We start from the raw sequence: 17117 nt of genomic DNA on the forward strand, positions 1-17117 counted from the left end.
GCATCGATGGGCGGTGCGTTATCGGGCAATCGTTGCGCTTTTCCCAAATGAACGCGGCGCGCGGTGAGCGCCAGTGCGCAGGCATCGAGTATGTCGTCGTATGCCAGCCGGCGCGCACCGTATTGCTTACGCAGCTCGTGAATATCTGGCAGCAGCGAGCCGTAGTGTTCCCGAAGCACGTTGCAGCGTTCGGCATAACCGGCCGTGTGTTTTTTGTTGTGCTGCATGGGCCGTCCGGCCAGGGCCAGAAAAGCGAGTTCGGGGTGGGCTTCGACGATGCGTTCCTGCAAATCGGGCGTCATGCAGCCATCCACTTCGCGGATCTTGGGCGTGATGCCCCAGGTCTGGCGGCTAATCCCGATGTGCGCTTCGCTGCTCGCGCGGTTGCGGGCCAGCGCCTCGGAATAGTCGCGGGCCGACAGCACGGTGCGCACCGGCGGCGAGAACACGCTGTTTCTTCTGGCAACCAGCAAACGGCGCGCAGCCTTGTCGCAGTCGCGCCCGCCATGCCGGGCGCGATCCAGTAAACCGATGGGGATATCCACCGCCGTTCGCGCGGGTCGTTCCGGCAGTTCGATGATTTGAGCGAAACCGGTGCAAAGGCGGTGCCGGACCGAGGTCAGGGTGTCGCCTGCGAAGTGCAGCAGCACCGCGATCCAGCCGTCATGGCAGCCGTCCACGCCGGCGTACCAGGTGCCGGCATGCTTGGATTCGAGCGGAGTCATGCGTGTCTAGTTGTCCAGCAGCAGGGTTTCTCCGATAGCCGGGATGTTCAGGCGCTCGTCCGGCAGGCCGGCATATTCCCATGCCGTGCGCAGCAACCGCGGCGGTTCGAGCAGGTCTTCGTCCGACAGCTTGAACGTGCCCCAGTGCATGGCCACGAACCGCGTTGCGCCCAGCGTGGCAAAGGCGCGCACCGCCTCTTCCGGATCGATGTGCTGGTTGTGCATGAACCAGCGCGGCGCGTAGGCCCCGATAGGCAACATGGCGGCGTGGATTTCGCCGCAGCGTTCGGCGATTTGTGCGAAGCCGTCGAACCAGCCGGTGTCGCCCGAGTGATAAACGCGCAGGCCGTCGTGTTCGAGGACGTAGCCGCCCCACCAGCTGACGTTGAGGTCGAACAGGCCGCGCCGGCTCCAGTGCTGGGCGGGCACGAAGGTGATGTCGAGGCCTTCGATCTCTTCCCGCTGCCACCAGGCCATTTCGACGACGCGCGGCAGGCCGGCGCGTTTGAACCACCGGCCCAGCCCCTGCGGGACCACGTAGATCGGATCGGGGCCGAGGCGCTTGAGGGTGGGCGCATCCATGTGGTCGCGGTGGTTGTGGGTGATCAGCACCACGTCCGGCTTCGGCAATGCCGCCCAGCCGAGCCCCGGCGGGACGTTGCGCGGCACGGTCACGATATGGTCCGACATCACGGGATCGGTCAGCGCGGTTTTGCCGCCGAGCTGGATCAGGAAGGTCGCGTGGCCAATCCAGGTCAGGGTGTCGGCGGGCGCGCCCCGCAGAGCCCGGCCGTCGTTGGCGACGACCGGTACCTCGACGCCGGTGGCCGGTGTTTGCGGCCGCTGTTCGGCGTGCCAGCCCAGCTTCCACTTCAGGACAGTTGTCAGGGCCGGGATGCGCGGACTGCCGTTCAGATTGCTGAATCGCCGGGGCATATTTAGAGGCGCTGGGGCCGGAAGTTTCCTATGTTTAACGGATGTGGTCCGGTGATTAAAAATTGTTCAGACGGCTGTATGACTCTCATGTGATAATGCAGCATAATCAGTCGAGGATTCCAGTGCCAAGTCGATTACATGATCACAAGGAGGGCTTATGGAACTGACCTTGCGGGAAATCCAGCAACACATCGGCGGTGAGGTCAGCGGCGACCTGTCCGCCGTCGTCACGGGCGTCGGCTCGCTCGAGGATGCCGGGGTGGGCGATATCGTCTACGCGGAAAAGGCGAGCTATCGGGAACAGGCGGGGCAGAGCCGGGCGAAGAGTGTGGTGGTGAGCGAGGATTTCCCCGAATTGCCAGGCAAGAACCTGCTGCGCATCGCCGCGCCGCGCCTGGCTTTCACGCGCATCATGATGCTGTTCGACGACGATGGGCCGGCTGAGCCCGGTGTACATTCCACCGCGGTCATCGATGCGGAGGCGACGCTCGGCGAAGGCGTTTGCGTCGGCGCCCATGCGGTGATCAAGACGGGCGCGGACATCGGGCGTGGCACGATCATCGAAGCCGGTGCGCACATCGGTCCGAAGGTGACGATCGGCGAGGACTGCCGGATCGGACCCAACGTGGTGCTGCGTCATGGCGTGGTTCTGGGCGACCGCGTGAGTATTCAGGCGAACTCGGTAATCGGCGGCGACGGTTTCGGCTACGTGTGGGCGGGGGACCGATATCTGAAGGTGCCGCAGCTCGGCACGGTGCGTATAGAGGATGACGTCGAAATCGGCTGCAATGTCTGCATCGACCGCGCGACTCTGGGTCATACGCGCATCGGTAAAGGCACCAAGCTCGACAACCAGGTGCATATCGCACACAACGACGACATCGGCGAGCACGTGGTCATGGCGGGGCAGGTCGGTCTTGCCGGCAGCGTGAAGGTGGGCAACCGGGCCATGTTCGGCGGCAAGGCCGGCGTCATCGATCATATATCGATCGGGGAAGGGGCGGTGGTCGCCGCCGCGACCCCGGTGACCCGCGACGTGCCCGACGGCGAGTACGTGTGGGGGTTCCCGGCCCGTCCCATGTCCAAGGCCAAGCGCGAGTATGCCGCGGTGACGCAGCTGCCGAACCTGATGAAGAAGGTCAAGGCGCTGACGGAGCAGGTGGCGGCGTTGCAGGAGGCGCTGGAAAAGGCCCGTTCGTAGCACGGGTGCCGGCGGTTAGAAATAGCCCTGCTGTTCCGCCACGGCGGAGAGCAGAGAACGCCCGCCGTCGAGACTGTTCATGATCCCGTGACGGTGGTCGATCCACCATTTGGCCTCGACCTGTTCTTCCAGATAGGTGGTGGCTCGGGCGATACCCTGTTTGACGCTATGCCAGTAGTCGGGGTCCTCCTGCTCGGCCTGGGCGTTGTTCTCCTTCACCCACTTGTTGACCTTGTCGATGGCGCTGAAGGCGGTGAGGCGGATGCCTTCCGCCCAGGCAACCTGGCGGTCAGAACCTTCCAGCGGCGGCAGGCCGCGCTCGCGCGCGGCGAGCCTGGCCTCGACCGCCTTTTGCTCGCGCTCGGCGGCGGCTTCGTCCGCCTGGCAGAGCAGGCAGGCGCCTTGCGCGAGCTGAGCGCAGCGGTCCTCCCAGGAGTAATCGTCGTCGCCGTAGAACGGATACAGCATGACGTGATCGCAGGCGTGGCGGACGGTCTTGAGGTCGAACAGTTCGCGGTCCTCGCCGTTGCCCTGGTTGGGGCCGAACAGGGTGCAGGCGATGTTGTGGTCGGTGCACCAGCGGGCCACGTCCAGATGATGGGCGGATTCGTAAACGCGGCGGATATTCACGCCGGCGTAGTGCTGTTCGATGATCTCTGCCTTGAAGCGGGCGGCGCCGAGGCGGTTGCCGGGCGGGCGCATCCACAGACCGTCGTAGCCGATCTGCCATCGATGCAGCCATTGCTCGGTCTGGCGGCGCACGTCCGAGCTGCGCCCGGTGACGAGGATCACCGGCACGCCTTCCTCGCGGGCCTGGTTGAGGCGGTGGATCAGCGGCAGGTTGGGCATGTCGTCAACGCAGGCGGCGTTGAAGGCGTCCCAGTCGCGCCGGCCCTCCTCGTTGTGCAGGTGATGCAGGCGGTGCTCGACCAGGGCCAGTACCCCGTCGAGGCCGCAGATGACGATTTCTTCCGGTCCGGCCATGGCGCCTATGTTCGGGAAAACGGCGCAGGAAGCAAGACCTCTTGGCAAGAAGGCGGCGGCCCGGAGAGCCGGACCGCCGCTGCAGCGCTGCTTATTCCTTGATTTCGGTCCAGCCCGTATTGTGGCGCTTGACCATTTCGGCGATGGCACCGGGCACCACGGTGACGCCCTGCGCCAGGTCCGCCTTGCTGACGTGCATGGCCTTCATGCTCTGGTGGCAGGCGGCGAACTCGATGCCATACACGGACAGGCTCTGGATGTCCTTGGCGTAGGGGGAGTTCTTCATTAACATCTTAAGGCCGGGCCCCCAGGCGATGACCTCGGCGTGGGCGGTGCTCATGCCCACGACCTTTTCCATGGTGCGCAGGTTGTTGATGGTGGTTTTCCATTCGCCCGGGTTGTTCTGATTCACTTCCAGCAGCACCTTGAACGGCCCGTTGCCCCACGGTGGTGTCTTGTGGGTGGCGGCGAAGCCGGGGACGGCGGTGGCGAGCAGGGCGGCGGTGGAGAGGGTAAGGATCAGGCAGCGTTTCATGTTGTCATCCTCCTTGGATCGATGGGTTGTTGTGGATCACGCTACCTAGGCATGACGCCGCACCCGCCGGATTTGTTCCCACGCCGTCATGGCGCACCTGTAATCAATCTGCGGAGAGTTGACCATGCGTGTGGAAGTCGGCGGCCTGTTCGGCCTGATCCTGTTGATCCTCAATGTGTGGGCCATGGTCCGCGTCGTGCAAAGCCGGGCCACCACCGGTGCCAAGGTGTTCTGGATCGTGCTGATCCTGTTGTTGCCGGTGCTCGGCTTCATTCTCTGGGTGTTGTTCGGCCCGCGCGACTGACGGCCTGGCGACGCGAATCGCGTTAAGCTGCCGATTCGTTCATCGTATTTGTTGTCCATGACTTATGACTGCGTCATCGTCGGCGCCGGTTTGAGCGGGCTTTACAGCGCCTATCTGCTGGCCTCGACGGATGCCGATTTCCGAGTGCTGGAGGCGCGGCCGCGCATCGGCGGGCGCATCGACTGCGCCACGCGCGCGCTCGGCGATGAGGGCGTCGCGCGTTACGATCTCGGCCCGGCCTGGATCTGGCCGGAGCTGCAGCCGACGATGATGCGTCTGCTGCAAACGCTGGATATCGATATCTTCCCCCAGGCCACGCACGGCGCCGCGTTGTACGAGGACGCCTCGACGCCGGTGCCGCAGCGCATGGCGGGCGAGTCGCCGCATGCCCAGTCCTACCGGATCGCGGGCGGCGCGCTGTCGCTGGCCGAGGCCCTGGCCGGCCATGTGCCGGACGGACGCCTGTCGTTCGATCAGCGTGTGACCCGGGTCACGGACGAAGGCGACACCGTCCTGCTCGAAACCGAAGGCGTGGACGGCCTGGCACAGTACCGGGCACGGCAGGTGGTGTTCGCCCTGCCGCTGCGGTTGCTGGCACGCAGCATCCGCTTCGAGCCTGCGCTGCCGCCGTTGCTGTACGACAGCTTCGTGGCCACGCCGACCTGGATGGCGGGGCAGGCCAAGTTCGTCGCTTTTTACGACGAGCCGCTATGGGAACAGCAGGGCCTGTCCGGCGAGGTGTTCAGCCGGCTGGGGCCGCTGACGGAGGTCTATGACGCCTCGCCCCGGGAGGGCGGTCCCGCCGCGCTGTTCGGGTTCTACGGCCTGCCGGCGCAGGTGCGCCGGCAGCTCGGCGAGGAAAGCCTGCTGCATCACACCCTGGCGCAGCTCGGCCGGCTGTTCGGCTCCCGGGCCACGCGGCCGACCGGTTACCGCATCAAGGACTGGAGCGAGGATCCGCTGACGGCCACCGAGGACGATCTCATGCCGCTCACCCAGCATCCGGAGTACGGCCTGCCCGAGGACCTGGCCTCGCTGTGGGAAGGCAGGCTGGTGTTTTCGGGCAGCGAGACCGTGCCGCTCAACGGCGGCTATCTGGAAGGCGCGCTGGAGGCCGGCGAGGCGGCGTTTGCCGCGCTCTACCGGGGATCCCCGACGGATCAATAGACGAAGGGGGAGGTCGTTTACCGCCTTCACCGGTTGGCCGGTGGTCTCGCGGATGACGGTGGCGAGGTCGTCGAAGCTGATGCGGTAGCCGCAATAGTGAAAGGTCGCGCCACGCAGGGGCCTGATGCCAAGAAGCCTATTCCGGTCCCGAGATCGGTTTGGGACGGTACGGATAGTTCTTCAGGCGCGTGTCGGAACGCGGATGGGTCTTGGTCATGGTTTTGGCCGGGTCGATCCAGTCCGCCCAGCGGAAGTTCTCTATCACCTTCGCCTGGTAGCTGTCCTTGAGCGGATGCTCCAGGATGTCGTTGACGTGCTTCCACTGCAGGTAGCGCAGGCGGTCGACCTGGTAGGGCGTCGGTGTACCGCCCGCCGCCTTCACGTCCTTTTTCAGTTTCAGCACCTCGCCGGTATCGACCGCGGTTTTCCAGTTGATCTTGCCGGGCAGCACCACCGGTTCGCCCGGGATGTTGTTGATGCCCTTTTTCCAGGTGGCCAGCACGGCGGTCCGGGTGTCTTCCCGATACAGGATGATGGCGTGGCTGTATTTCTTGTCCTTGAAGAAGCCGAGGTTGCCGTACTGCACGCGCGCGCCGGTCAGGAAGGCGACGGCGTCCGACCAGCAGGGCGAGTTGCCCGAGATGCCCCGCAGCACGCTGCGGTCGATGATGCCGTCCGGGAACAGGATGTCGAATGCGACGCGGGCGTTGTTGGCCGCATGGATGGTGCCTTCGCAGTCATGCCCGTGGAACTTGATCATGTCCTTCAGGGTGACGGTGTAGGTGTAGGGATAGTAGCGGCCCTGCGTGCCGCGGGTTGCGAGCATCTCGAACACCGGGGCATAGGGCTTGGCGGCCATGGGCGCATACCAGGTCGGGGTGCGGTCGGGTGCCTCCACGCCGGTCTCGATGAAGATGTTTTCACCCTGGCGGTAGGTCGGTTCCGCCGCCAGGGTGGTACCGGCCAGCAATACCGAAAAGAAGATCAGGCCGAACCCGAGCGGGAACAGCCGGTTGAATACGTGAACGTGAGACATGGGACACCCCCCTGGGCAAACGGGGGACCGACAGCCCGGCTCGGCCGTCAGCGGCAATCGAATAGGTTGGGGCTCAAGCCATCGTGCCGGTCCCTACAACTGAAATATAGAACCCCGTTGCAGGAACGCCAGTACGCGGTTGATTCAGGCGCGGTGCTTTTGAGGTGGATCAATCCGGCCTGGCCGGCTTACTCGTTGTGCAGCACGAAGGCGGTTTCGACGGTGAAGTTGCCCACGCCCTTGTAGTTGGTCATGGTCCAGCCGCGCTGTTCCAGGAAATCGGTCATCTCCTGGTTCATGTGCGGGTTGCCGCACAGCATGACGCGGTCCTGTTCCGGATCGATCGGCGGCAGGCCGAGCCGGGCGCTCAGCTCGCCCGAGCGGAACAGGTCGGCGCCCCGGCGGGACGTTTCGAAGGGTTCGCGGGTAACGGTAGGCACGTAGTACAGGCGGTCGCCGGCAAGCGCCTCGATTTCCACCCGGTAGGCCAGTTCGGGAACGGTGCGTACGGTGTGCACCAGCACGATCCGTTCGTGGTGGTCGCACAGCTTCGGGTCGCGGATCAGGCTCATGAACGGCGCCAGCCCGGTGCCGGTGGCGAGCAGATAGAGATTGCGACCCGGCTGGACGTGATTCAGGGTGAGCGAACCCGTCGCCTTGCTGTTGACCCAGATGCCGTCGCCTTCGCCGATGCGGGCCAGGCGGCTGGTCAGGGGGCCGTCCGGCACGTGGATGCTCAGGAACTCGAGGTGATCATGGTCGTTGGTCGAGACGATGGAATAGGCGCGCGCGATGAGCTTGCCCTCGGGTCTCAGGCCCAGGGTGACGAATTCCCCGTTTTCGAAATGGAAGTCTTCCGGGCGGGTGGTGGTGAAGCTGAAGGTCTTTTCCGACCATTGCCTGATGGAGGTGACGCGTTGTTCGGTATACGGCATGGGCACTCTCACGCGATGTGAAACACTCTGGATTGAGATTGTGGTTCAGGTAAATGGTTCTGTGCAAAAAATCTCCATGGTTGCAGGGATTAATGGCCTTGTCGGTAACGGGGTTTGGAGACAGGCAAACGGTTTTTTTGCGCTGAGCAAAGTTTGTTCATGTGAGTGACGCACGGTATTTCGGTCGCACAGCATTGGCGCATGAGCAGGAAAAAATGGCGATCTTTGCCCGTCGATAGTGCATTTGTGAATAAACGAGGTGGTCACGTTTATGTTTCGCAACAAGCGGCCGATGGCATTGATGTTGCTTTGACGGTCATGCCCTTTGCGTCGGTCAGATACCGCGCAGGAAATGATTCCCCATTCACCTGTAGCACCCGGCAAGGTATGACTCATGTTATGCCTTGGCTGAGAGAGGAATGTTCCATGAGTCTGGCGCAAATGATTCTGCCTGCGGCGTCGAGCCGCAAACAGTTGGTCAGAACGCTCGAAAAATTGACCGAACGAGATTGGGATCTGACGGTCGATTTCGATGAGTTGTCGCTCGATGCCGATTTGAGTGCGGCGTTGAACCGCTTCATGCACCGTTTGGCGAAAGAGATTTCGCAGTCGGCCCGTACCTCCATTGCCGTGTCGTCCGCCGCACCGCAGCTGGCTAAACTGGCGAGCGAAACGCGCGAGGACAGTGGGGCGTTGTCGACGGCGGCGGTGAATATCGCCAGCGCCGTTGAGGAGATGGCCACGACCATCGAGCAGGAGCTCAGCCGCAATACGCACGAGATCGCCGAGTTTTCCTCCGGGGTCACCCAGGCGGTGGCGGAGGGTGATCGTTCCGGCGGAGCATTGCAGGAACACATCGTCGAGATGGATGACCGCGTGACCCTGCTGGCGCAGGAAATCGAAACCCTGAGTAAGCAGGCGAAACGCATCGGGGAAATTATCGGATTGATCGACAGCATCGCGCATCAAACCAATCTGCTGGCGCTGAATGCGGCCATTGAGGCCGCGCGGGCCGGCGAGCATGGACGCGGTTTTGCCGTGGTGGCCGGGGAGGTGCGCGACCTGGCGCATCAGACCGCCGAAGCCACGGAGCGCGTGCAGTCGGTGGTGGAGCAGATCCAGACGGGTATTGCCGCCACGGTCAGCGGTGTCGGCGAGGTGAGCGAGCGGGTGGCCAGTGGACGTGAGCAGGCGCAGGCGACCCGCACCCGGCTCAGCGAGGCGAGCACGGCAATGGGACAGCTGGACGAGAGCATTCGCAGCATTGCGACCGCCACCGAGGAGATGGGCTGTACGGCGCAGAGCGTGAGCCGCGACGTGCAGCAGGTGGCGGAGATTGCGCAGACCATGACCGACAAGGCGGTGGAGGTGAGCGATACCGGCACGCGCCTGCACGACATGGCCGACGAACTGCTGACGGCGATCGGCGTGTTTCGTTTCGATGCACACCGCAGCGCGCGCGAGGCCACGGAGGCGCTGGCCGCCGAATCGGCTGTGGCGGGCATGCAGCGCACGGTGATGGAATCGGCCCTGCGCCAGGCGCTCACGCGGCACGAATTTTTCGAACTGCTGTACGTGACCGACGGACGCGGTCGGCAGGTCAGCGACAACATCGCCGGTGAGGGATTCACCGCCGGTTACGGCGGCACCGGGCACGGACAGGACTGGTCCGATCGCGAGTGGTTCAGGCACGCCAGCGAGGACGGCGAGACCTACGTGAGCGCGGTCTACCGATCCGCCGCGACCGGCCAGTTCTGCTTCACGGTGGCCGCTCCGATTCGTGACACCGGCGGGCGGATCGTGGGCGTGCTGGGCGCGGACGTCAGGCTGGCCGCGCTGATCTGATCACTGGCGTGTGGGATGACGCGCCGGCAGGTTTGGGGTCGCCGGCGCGCCGCGGCCTTCAGTACACCGGCACCAGCTCGTAGCCGTGCGCCTGGTAGCCGATGGCCGAAATAAAACCGTTGCCGACCGCGTGGACGTCCGGGATCAGGTCCTTGGGCGCCACGTCCATGCCCTTCATCGCCACGCCGCAGGCCTCGGTGCGGATACCCATGGTGGCGAATTTGTGAATCTCCCCCTGCACCTGTGAAACGGCGCGCTCGTCCATGTAACTGATCCCGCGCCGGTCCCTGGTCAGAAAGGCCACGGCGGGCCCGATGATCACTACGATGATGTGCGGCTTGACGCCCTGTTCGCGCAGACCTTTGTCGGTTTTTCCGATGACCCTGAGTACGTGCGCCACGCGGCCCGGGTTGTTGACGTCGATCATGAACACCGCCTTGGCCTGCTTGAGACCTTGCAGGGCCTCGGTGTCCTTGAGCATGGCGGCATGTGCGGTTGAGCTCAGCAGCCAGCAAAACAACAGTGCACAGAGCTTGAGTGTGGTTTGTCTGGGGTTCATAGCCATCCTCCTGAAGTTTTTGGTGTTATTGGCGGCGACAGCGCGGGTGCCGCCGCCGCGTGTTGTTGAGACCGCAGTTTGTGCGGGAAATTCTGACCCGGTTCAGCCGGCCGCATCCGGTGGGGATGAAACTCCGTATAGATACTTTGTCGAACCTGTTACATGGGTTCGGTGAATATCTGTGATTCGCCGGGCCGTATGCACTGAAACAGGAGGTGTGATATGGCTGATGAACAAGCTCCGGATCTGGTGATCATCGTCATTACCGGTCCCGAAAACCCCAAGCGGCTGCCGTCGGCGTTTTTCCTTTCCGCCACGGCGGCGGCGAGCGAGCAGAACGTGATTTTGTATTTCACCGGTCCCGCAACCGAACTGCTCAAGAAAGGCGTGGCGGAGAACCTCTATCCGCTGGAAGGTGGCAAGAGCGTGGCCGAGTTCATGCAGCTGGCGCTGGATAACGGGGTGACCGTTATCGGTTGTCAGCAGTCGCTGGACCTGAACGGCATGACCAAGGACGACCTGTCCATGGAACTGCCGCTGCTCACGCCCAGCCAGGCGCTACCTTCGCTGGGGGCGGCCGGCAAGGTGCTGACCTGGTGAGGACGCGATGAAGCATACCGGCCCGGCCTGATCTCAGCTCTCGACGGTCCGGGTGCGCAGGCCGGGGCTGGTGTCATCGAGATCGGCGTCGAAAACGCGCCAGTTGTTGCGGCCTTCGTTTTTGACGCGATACATGGCCATGTCCGCGCGGCGCAGGATTTCGGCCGGCGTTGCGGTGGGGAACGGGAAGAAGACGATGCCGACGCTCGCCGCGACGTGCAGGGATATCGTTCTGCCGCTGGCGGTTTCGACCATGAGCCTTTCATGCAGGCTGGTCAGGAGCTTGCGCGTGATGCCGATGGCCTGTTCCCGGTCGGGTACGGATTTGAGCACCACGAAAAATTCGTCCCCACCGAGGCGGGCGACGAGGTCGGTATCGCGCACCGTGTGCGCGATGCGCCCGGAGATGGCCTGCAGCACCCGGTCGCCGGTGTCGTGTCCGTGGCGGTCGTTGATGGGCTTGAAGTTGTCGATGTCGATGAACAGTCCGGCCGACAGCATGCCGGGCGGATGTGTGGAGAGCAGCATCTCCTCCAGGGCGCGTTCGAGATGGCGCCGGTTGTGCAGGCCGGTGAGGTTGTCCTGCAGTGACAGCTGCTCGTGCATGCGGCGTTCACGGTCGAGTTGGCGTTGTTTGTGAAACAGCTCGCGCCGCTGGTGTTCGAGGATGTAGCTGGACGCGGCGCCGATCAGGTTGGCGGCGAACAGATGAAAGTTGTCTTCGAGGTAAATCGACAACGGCGGTTGGTGGTGCAGCAGCAGTGACAGGTTGTAGGCGAGCTGGATGATCAGGCAGGCCACCAGGGCGTTGATGAAACGTATGCCCAGGAACATATAGGTCCAGAAGATCGCCAGGATCAGGCCCGGGAAGTAATGGATGCTGGACTCGAAACTCATGGTCTGCTGGATGGCGATCAGTCCGCCGGCGGCTGCGATGCCGGCCAGGGCCATGGGTATCTGATTGATGCGGTTGAAGGTCGGCGTGTAGGTGTAGGCATACGTGGCCACGGCGATGGCCATGGCGGTGCCGCGCAATATCCAGATCAACGGCAGGTTGCGGTCGGGCAGGTGCAGGTCGATCAGGCCGTAGATGACATAGATGATCAGCCCGACGATGATCGCCACCCGCGATTGGGTGCGCAGCCACCGGGCGTACTGGATGCGATAGGCGCGCTCCGTGTCCGGGTCCCGGTAACCCAACGTATAGGGATTGAGTTCGGGTTTGTTGTGCATGATCGGAAAGCGGCTTGGGATTCGATAACTATAAATGATGGCCGGGTACGACACACCCTGCCTTGTGTTCGGCGAACGGGTTGTGTGCGGCCATGGTTGACCGTGTATTTGATGCGCGATTCCGCGGCCGGTTCGGCTGTTGCGATGAATCCGCGCCGGGAGGGGAAGGATGCGTTTGCGATTCGTACTGGGATTGATGCTGGTGTCGGTATGCGCCGCGCCCGTTGTGCAGGCGGCGGATGTCGAGCTGGTGAGTTCCGATAAACCGGTGGAATTGGTAGAGCTGTTCACCTCGCAGGGCTGCAGCAGCTGCCCGCCCGCGGACGCCTGGCTGAGCGGCCTGCAGCGGCATCCCGGCCTGTGGCGCGACTTCGTGCCGCTGGCCTGGCATGTGGATTATTGGAACGACCTGGGTTGGCGCGACATCTTTTCGAGTCCCGCCTACAGCGCCCGGCAGCGGGCCTATCAGGCCGCCGGTTATCTGCGCACCGTGTATACCCCGGCCGTGCTCGTGGACGGACGTCCCTGGCGTGCGTGGTACACGGGGCGGGCCTTGCCGGATGCCATGTCTGCGCCGGTGGGCAGGCTGCGGCTGACGATCGAGGGCGAGCGGGTGATGCTTGGATTCGAGCCGATGCACCCGGCACCGGCGCAAACCTACCGTGTCCATCTGGCCGTGCTGGGCATGGGCTATGCGACACCCGTCGGGCGCGGCGAGAATAGCGGCCGTACCCTGCACGAGGACTTTGTCGTACTCGCCCACCATGTATCGGATTCCCGGCGCGCCGATGCGGGGTTGCATTGGCGTATGGCGCTGCCGCGGGTGTCGGCCGCGCAGCGTTTGGCCGTCGCGGCGTGGGTGGTCGGCGGGTCGGACCCCATGCCGCTGCAGGCGGTGGGCGGCTGGCTGCACTGATGTCGCCCCGTCGGGACGGCGGATAAAACAGGGCGCACCGGGCAACCGGTGCGCCCGTTCGCTTGCTTGGCTTAATGGACCGGCGTCAGGCGTTTGCGTTGGCCTGTGCGGGCATGACATCCGCGTCGAGCGCCGCACCTACCGCGGCCAGCACGGCCTGGAAGGCCTGGCGATGGCGTTGGCCTCGGTGCCGCCGGACAGGGCGTGTTCGTCGAACTGTTCGATGACGACGTTCACGCCGCGGCTGCGCGCCAGCGCATCGACCAGGGCCTCGACGGCGCCGTGTCCTTCGCCGCGCAGGCGCAGCGTGTTCCCCTGGACGCCGACCTGTACTGTGGCCGTCACCCGCTCACTGGCGCGGTTGATGTCGTAGTTCTGCATCTCCCAGCCGGGACGCACGGTGCAGTAGTACTCGCTGAACAGGGCCCAAATGCGTTCGGAAGCGATTTCCTGAGCGGTGCGCTCCGATTCGGCCTGCACCACGGTGCTGAATTCCTGCGCCAGCCAGCGCGGGATGCTGACCCCGTGGTCGCGTTCCAGCACGTGGGCGACGCCGCCCTTGCCGGACTGGCTGTTGATGCGCACGACCTCCTCGTAGCGTCGACCGAGGTCGCGCGGGTCGATGGGCAGGTAGGGTACCTCCCAGGCGCCGCCCCGTTCGTGGTAATGCGCCGTGCCCTTGCGGATCGCGTCCTGATGGCTGCCGGAGAAGGCGGTGTAGACCAGCTCGCCCATCCAGGGATGGCGCGGGTGCACGGGCATGCCGGTGCTCTCGTAGCAGGCGGCGATGCCGGCTGCGTCGGAAAGATCGATCTGCGGGTCCACGCCCTGCGAGTAAAGGTTCATGGCCATGGTGACGATGTCCATGTTGCCGGTGCGCTCGCCGTTGCCGAACAGCGTGCCTTCGACGCGGTCCGCGCCGGCCATGACGGCCAGTTCGGCCGCCGCCACGGCGCAGCCACGGTCGTTGTGGGTGTGCACGCTGATGGTGACGTGCTCGCGCTGCTGCAGGTGGTCGCAAAACCACTCGATCTGGTCGGCGAACACGTTGGGCGTGGCCGATTCCACGGTAGACGGCAGGTTGAGGATGACCTGCTGTCCGTCCTGCGGGCGCCATACGGCGTTGACCGCGTCGCAGACCTCGACCGCGTACTCCAGCTCGGTGTTGCTGAAGCTCTCGGGCGAGTACTGGAACACCCATTCGGTTTCCGGATGTGCGGCGGCGCCCTGCCTGACGGCCTCCGCGCCGCGCACGGCGATGGCCTTCACGCCTTCGCGGTCGAGCCGGAACACCTGTTCGCGCTGCTGCGGGTTGGTGGAGTTGTAGACGTGCACGATGGCGCGCCGCGCACCCTTGAGGGCCGTGTAGCTACGCTCGATCAGTTCGGGGCGCGCCTGGGTGAGCACCTGGATGGTGACATCCCCGGGGATGCGGCCCTCCTCGATGATCCTGCGCACGAAGTCGTAATCGGGTTGCGAGGCGGCCGGGAATCCCACCTCGATCTGCTTGAAGCCAAGCCGCACGAGCAGGTCGAACATGCGCGTCTTCTGTTCAACGCTCATGGGTTGCACCAGCGCCTGATTGCCGTCGCGCAGGTCCACGCTGCACCACTGGGGTGCCTGGTCGATGGTGCGGTTGGGCCAGCGCCGGTCGGATTTTTGAACCGGCGGGAAGGGACGGTACTTGCGATGATCGAATGAACTCATGTTCCACCTGTCTCGTGTCGGTTGGCCGTTCAGAAGGGATCGCCTCCTGTCGTGGCCGGTGCCGGGGGTGGGGTGCCGGCCACGGGATAAAGTCTATGCGGCATGGGGCGAGATTTGTTTGCGTATTTGTCTTTCCGGTCGTTGATATTGGTGGAATATTGCTTTATTTAATATAATATTGGTTATTTATTGCTTTAAGGTGTCGTTTCATGGCCGACAGCCCCAAATTGGACCGCTACGACCGCCGCATCCTCGAAGAGCTGCAGCGCGACGGCGGGTTGAGCAATCAGGAACTGGCCGAGCGCATCGGCCTGTCGCCTTCACCCTGCTCGCGCCGCGTGCATGCATTGGAGGAGGCGGGCATCATCGAGCGCCGCGTCACCCTCCTGGACCGGCGCAAGCTGGGTCTGAGCCTTACGGTGCTGGTGCACATCAGCATGGATCGCCACACGCCGGAGCGGTTTGCTGCTTTCGAGGAGGCGGTGAGCGGTTATCCCGAGGTGCAGGAGTGCTACCTCATCACGGGGCAGGAGGCGGACTACCAGCTCAAGGTGGTGGTGCCGGACATGGACCATTACCAGTCCTTCCTGCTCAACCAACTCACCCGCATCGAGGGCGTGAGCGGTGTGGTGTCCAGCTTTGTGCTGCGCCGTGTGGTGGATACCACCGAGCTGCCGTTGGGGTATCTCTGAGAGGATATGCTACCGGCGATTGGATCTGTGGATGGCCTGAAGGCCGGTACACGTGCCGAGTAATTAGTTTTGGGTTCCCACCGTGTAGGTGTAATCGTTGCGGTAATGCTTCCCGCCGCAGGCGGCGTCCTTGGTTACATGGTAGTTCACTCCGCGCTGCCATGTGCCCATTGTGTCGTTCGCGACGCCCTTGCAAGCGTACTTGACGTCCTCCCATTTCACGCGATAACAGCGCGGGAAATGATAGGTATGTATTTCCCCATTTTTGAAGCTCACACTTTTACCGGCAGCGGTCTCGGGTACGTCGAACTCAGCGGTTATGTAATCGTTCCCCTGGCGGTTGGTGAAGGCAGCGCAGGTCTTCGGTGTCACAGTGCAATTTCTTTGGGTGTACTGTGCGGTCGAGCGCATGGCTACGGTGGAGTTATCCTTTACGAGGTTCAGCTGGAACGATACGGGCACGGGAGGGTTGGCCTTGGAGTAACTCGCATCTTCGACGAAGTAAGCCCGCAGGGCTTTCATCGCGTCGCTTCCCTGTTGCGGTTTTGTGGAGATTAAAGCGCTCATCGCCGCTGATGCGCTACCGCCTACGGCATATCCGGTAACGGTAGTCTTTGAGAAGATATTATGGGCGTGTGTTGTCGTGGATCCTGAGATGTCATCATCGAAGCTGCTCTTGAAGTCTTGGTTGCTGATGAACTGATTCGACTGGAAGAGCAGGTAAAACCTTCGTCCGTAGGTGACCGAACTGATATAGAGCGGTGGGTTGCCTGGCCCTATTTGCTGTCTTAATACACCTAACTTCACCTTTTTCGCTTTGAAAAACCCCGCGGGTGTATCTGGTGGCGTAAAACTTATCGTGAAGAATGCTTGGTTCAATTCTATGAGGAATGATGAGCCAATGGATGTCTGGTTGAGCGTAAGGTGCGAGCTGAAATCGATGCCTGGGTAGTTTGCACCCATTTCAACCGCAAGTTGATCCTGGCTGTATATCTGGACAATCTTGTAGGAGATGCTTGCGGGCGTGCCCCCTTTGTAGTTGCCTAGCAAGTCATTATTGATGGCGTTGAGTACGGTGGCGTTGGTGACTTTTTTGATGCGGGTTGAGTAATGTCCTTCCCCGCCACCGATGATATTCAGTACCAGTTCGCCTGGGCCGCGTGCCGCGGTAATCGGCCGTAATCCCTGACTGTCCGGGGCGAGCGAGTCACCTTGTATTAGGGCGCCTGGGTAAACATAGTCGCTATAGTTTCCCATGACGTAGGATGAGGCGTTGTTCTCCAGGCTGTATTGCTGGGTTGAGCAGAGAAAGTACGTCCCCTTGGCGGCGCCGTTAAAAACATCTTGGGTTTTCGCCGGTGCAGTCGGCTCATCTGATAGACCACGTGCACTGGTGATGGGTACGTTCTTCGCCAGCGCGACACTTTCAATCAGGTGTTCTATTTTTGCGGCGGCAGTCTCGCCGCCTGCGGCAAACGCAGGGTATGTAATGAGGATTGATGCGACAATAGCGCGCAGGCGTTTGCTGCGGGCTGTAGAAGGCATTGTGTTCAATGTAATCTTCCATGATGGTGAGTGCGTGACTAATGCAAATCCATGCTGTACGCAAATCATTCTAGCGTAGATTCTTGCCTTGGCAACTCGGTTGGCCTGTCGCATTGTGCGCTGGTGGGGGGGCTCGCCCCAGATATTGGGTCGTGAGCATGTGGCCCTGGGGCCGGGCGGCCATTCGGGGAACATTG

17 protein-coding genes and 1 pseudogene are annotated in these 17117 nt (G+C 63.0%); 7 read left to right on the forward strand and 11 right to left on the reverse strand.

Annotation, left to right across the window (positions count from 1 at the left end; translation table 11 throughout):
- The coding region (locus P8Y64_06675) for a DUF429 domain-containing protein (protein MEJ2060156.1) at positions 1 to 725 on the reverse strand (725 nt) is incomplete at its 3' end.
- 6 nt (positions 726 to 731) lie between these two features.
- Positions 732 to 1661: an MBL fold metallo-hydrolase gene (locus P8Y64_06680; GenBank protein MEJ2060157.1), complete on the reverse strand. Its 930-nt coding sequence runs from the start codon at positions 1659 to 1661 to the stop codon at positions 732 to 734.
- A 157-nt stretch (positions 1662 to 1818) separates the two neighbouring features.
- Here P8Y64_06680 and lpxD point away from each other — a divergent pair, with 157 nt between their 5' ends.
- A complete protein-coding gene (lpxD, locus tag P8Y64_06685) occupies positions 1819 to 2862 on the forward strand; it encodes a UDP-3-O-(3-hydroxymyristoyl)glucosamine N-acyltransferase (GenBank protein ID MEJ2060158.1) in 1044 nt (347 codons plus the stop codon).
- Positions 2863 to 2877: 15 nt separating this feature from the next.
- Here lpxD and P8Y64_06690 read toward each other — a convergent pair whose 3' ends face one another.
- Together P8Y64_06690 and P8Y64_06695 are read right to left on the reverse strand one after the other, a co-directional pair.
- Positions 2878 to 3846: a hypothetical protein gene (locus P8Y64_06690; protein MEJ2060159.1), complete on the reverse strand. Its 969-nt coding sequence runs from the start codon at positions 3844 to 3846 to the stop codon at positions 2878 to 2880.
- Positions 3847 to 3937: 91 nt separating this feature from the next.
- Entirely contained in the window at positions 3938 to 4381 is a 444-nt protein-coding gene (locus P8Y64_06695; protein MEJ2060160.1) for a DsrE family protein, read from the reverse strand.
- Between the two features lie 124 nt (positions 4382 to 4505).
- On the opposite strand from P8Y64_06695, the gene P8Y64_06700 reads away from it, so the two are divergent.
- Both P8Y64_06700 and P8Y64_06705 read left to right on the forward strand, forming a co-directional pair.
- Positions 4506 to 4685, forward strand: a complete 180-nt coding sequence (locus P8Y64_06700; protein MEJ2060161.1) for a PLDc N-terminal domain-containing protein — start codon at positions 4506 to 4508, stop codon at positions 4683 to 4685.
- 57 nt (positions 4686 to 4742) lie between these two features.
- Positions 4743 to 5852: an FAD-dependent oxidoreductase gene (locus P8Y64_06705; protein ID MEJ2060162.1), complete on the forward strand. Its 1110-nt coding sequence runs from the start codon at positions 4743 to 4745 to the stop codon at positions 5850 to 5852.
- Positions 5853 to 5988: 136 nt separating this feature from the next.
- Here P8Y64_06705 and P8Y64_06710 read toward each other — a convergent pair whose 3' ends face one another.
- The 3 genes from P8Y64_06710 to P8Y64_06720 form a co-directional block, all read right to left on the reverse strand.
- Positions 5989 to 6888: an FmdE family protein gene (locus P8Y64_06710; protein ID MEJ2060163.1), complete on the reverse strand. Its 900-nt coding sequence runs from the start codon at positions 6886 to 6888 to the stop codon at positions 5989 to 5991.
- Positions 6889 to 7076: 188 nt separating this feature from the next.
- Complete coding sequence (locus tag P8Y64_06715) at positions 7077 to 7823, reverse strand: ferredoxin--NADP reductase (GenBank protein MEJ2060164.1); 747 nt, start codon at positions 7821 to 7823, stop codon at positions 7077 to 7079.
- A gap of 45 nt (positions 7824 to 7868) precedes the next feature.
- Positions 7869 to 8219 carry a hypothetical protein gene (locus P8Y64_06720; protein MEJ2060165.1) on the reverse strand — a complete coding sequence of 117 codons (351 nt, stop codon included), beginning with the start codon at positions 8217 to 8219 and terminating at the stop codon, positions 7869 to 7871.
- 30 nt (positions 8220 to 8249) lie between these two features.
- Between P8Y64_06720 and P8Y64_06725 the strand changes: the two genes are divergently transcribed.
- Positions 8250 to 9668 (forward strand): methyl-accepting chemotaxis protein, encoded by a 1419-nt coding sequence (locus P8Y64_06725; protein MEJ2060166.1) that lies wholly within the window; start codon positions 8250 to 8252, stop codon positions 9666 to 9668.
- Between the two features lie 58 nt (positions 9669 to 9726).
- Here the strand turns inward: P8Y64_06725 and P8Y64_06730 are convergent, their stop codons facing one another.
- Entirely contained in the window at positions 9727 to 10227 is a 501-nt protein-coding gene (locus P8Y64_06730) for a DsrE family protein (protein ID MEJ2060167.1), read from the reverse strand.
- Between the two features lie 222 nt (positions 10228 to 10449).
- Here P8Y64_06730 and P8Y64_06735 point away from each other — a divergent pair, with 222 nt between their 5' ends.
- On the forward strand, positions 10450 to 10827 hold the full coding sequence (locus tag P8Y64_06735) for a DsrE family protein (protein MEJ2060168.1): 378 nt from the start codon (positions 10450 to 10452) through the stop codon (positions 10825 to 10827).
- Between the two features lie 33 nt (positions 10828 to 10860).
- Here the strand turns inward: P8Y64_06735 and P8Y64_06740 are convergent, their stop codons facing one another.
- Positions 10861 to 12060, reverse strand: coding sequence for a GGDEF domain-containing protein (locus tag P8Y64_06740; protein MEJ2060169.1), 1200 nt, complete (start codon positions 12058 to 12060; stop codon positions 10861 to 10863).
- A 169-nt stretch (positions 12061 to 12229) separates the two neighbouring features.
- On the opposite strand from P8Y64_06740, the gene P8Y64_06745 reads away from it, so the two are divergent.
- The gene (locus tag P8Y64_06745) at positions 12230 to 12976 is read left to right on the forward strand and encodes a DUF1223 domain-containing protein (protein MEJ2060170.1); all 747 of its coding nucleotides are present in this window, start codon (positions 12230 to 12232) and stop codon (positions 12974 to 12976) included.
- A gap of 168 nt (positions 12977 to 13144) precedes the next feature.
- Here P8Y64_06745 and P8Y64_06750 read toward each other — a convergent pair.
- Positions 13145 to 14683, reverse strand: a pseudogene (locus tag P8Y64_06750) (2-isopropylmalate synthase).
- 209 nt (positions 14684 to 14892) lie between these two features.
- Between P8Y64_06750 and P8Y64_06755 the strand changes: the two are divergent.
- Positions 14893 to 15375, forward strand: coding sequence for an Lrp/AsnC family transcriptional regulator (locus P8Y64_06755; GenBank protein MEJ2060171.1), 483 nt, complete (start codon positions 14893 to 14895; stop codon positions 15373 to 15375).
- Between the two features lie 63 nt (positions 15376 to 15438).
- Here the strand turns inward: P8Y64_06755 and P8Y64_06760 are convergent, their stop codons facing one another.
- Positions 15439 to 17034 carry a thiol-activated cytolysin family protein gene (locus P8Y64_06760; protein MEJ2060172.1) on the reverse strand — a complete coding sequence of 532 codons (1596 nt, stop codon included), beginning with the start codon at positions 17032 to 17034 and terminating at the stop codon, positions 15439 to 15441.
- Between the last annotated feature and the right edge of the window lie 83 nt (positions 17035 to 17117).

The sequence above is a fragment of the Gammaproteobacteria bacterium genome, assembly GCA_037388465.1.
Classification (GTDB): domain Bacteria; phylum Pseudomonadota; class Gammaproteobacteria; order SpSt-1174; family SpSt-1174; genus JARRKE01.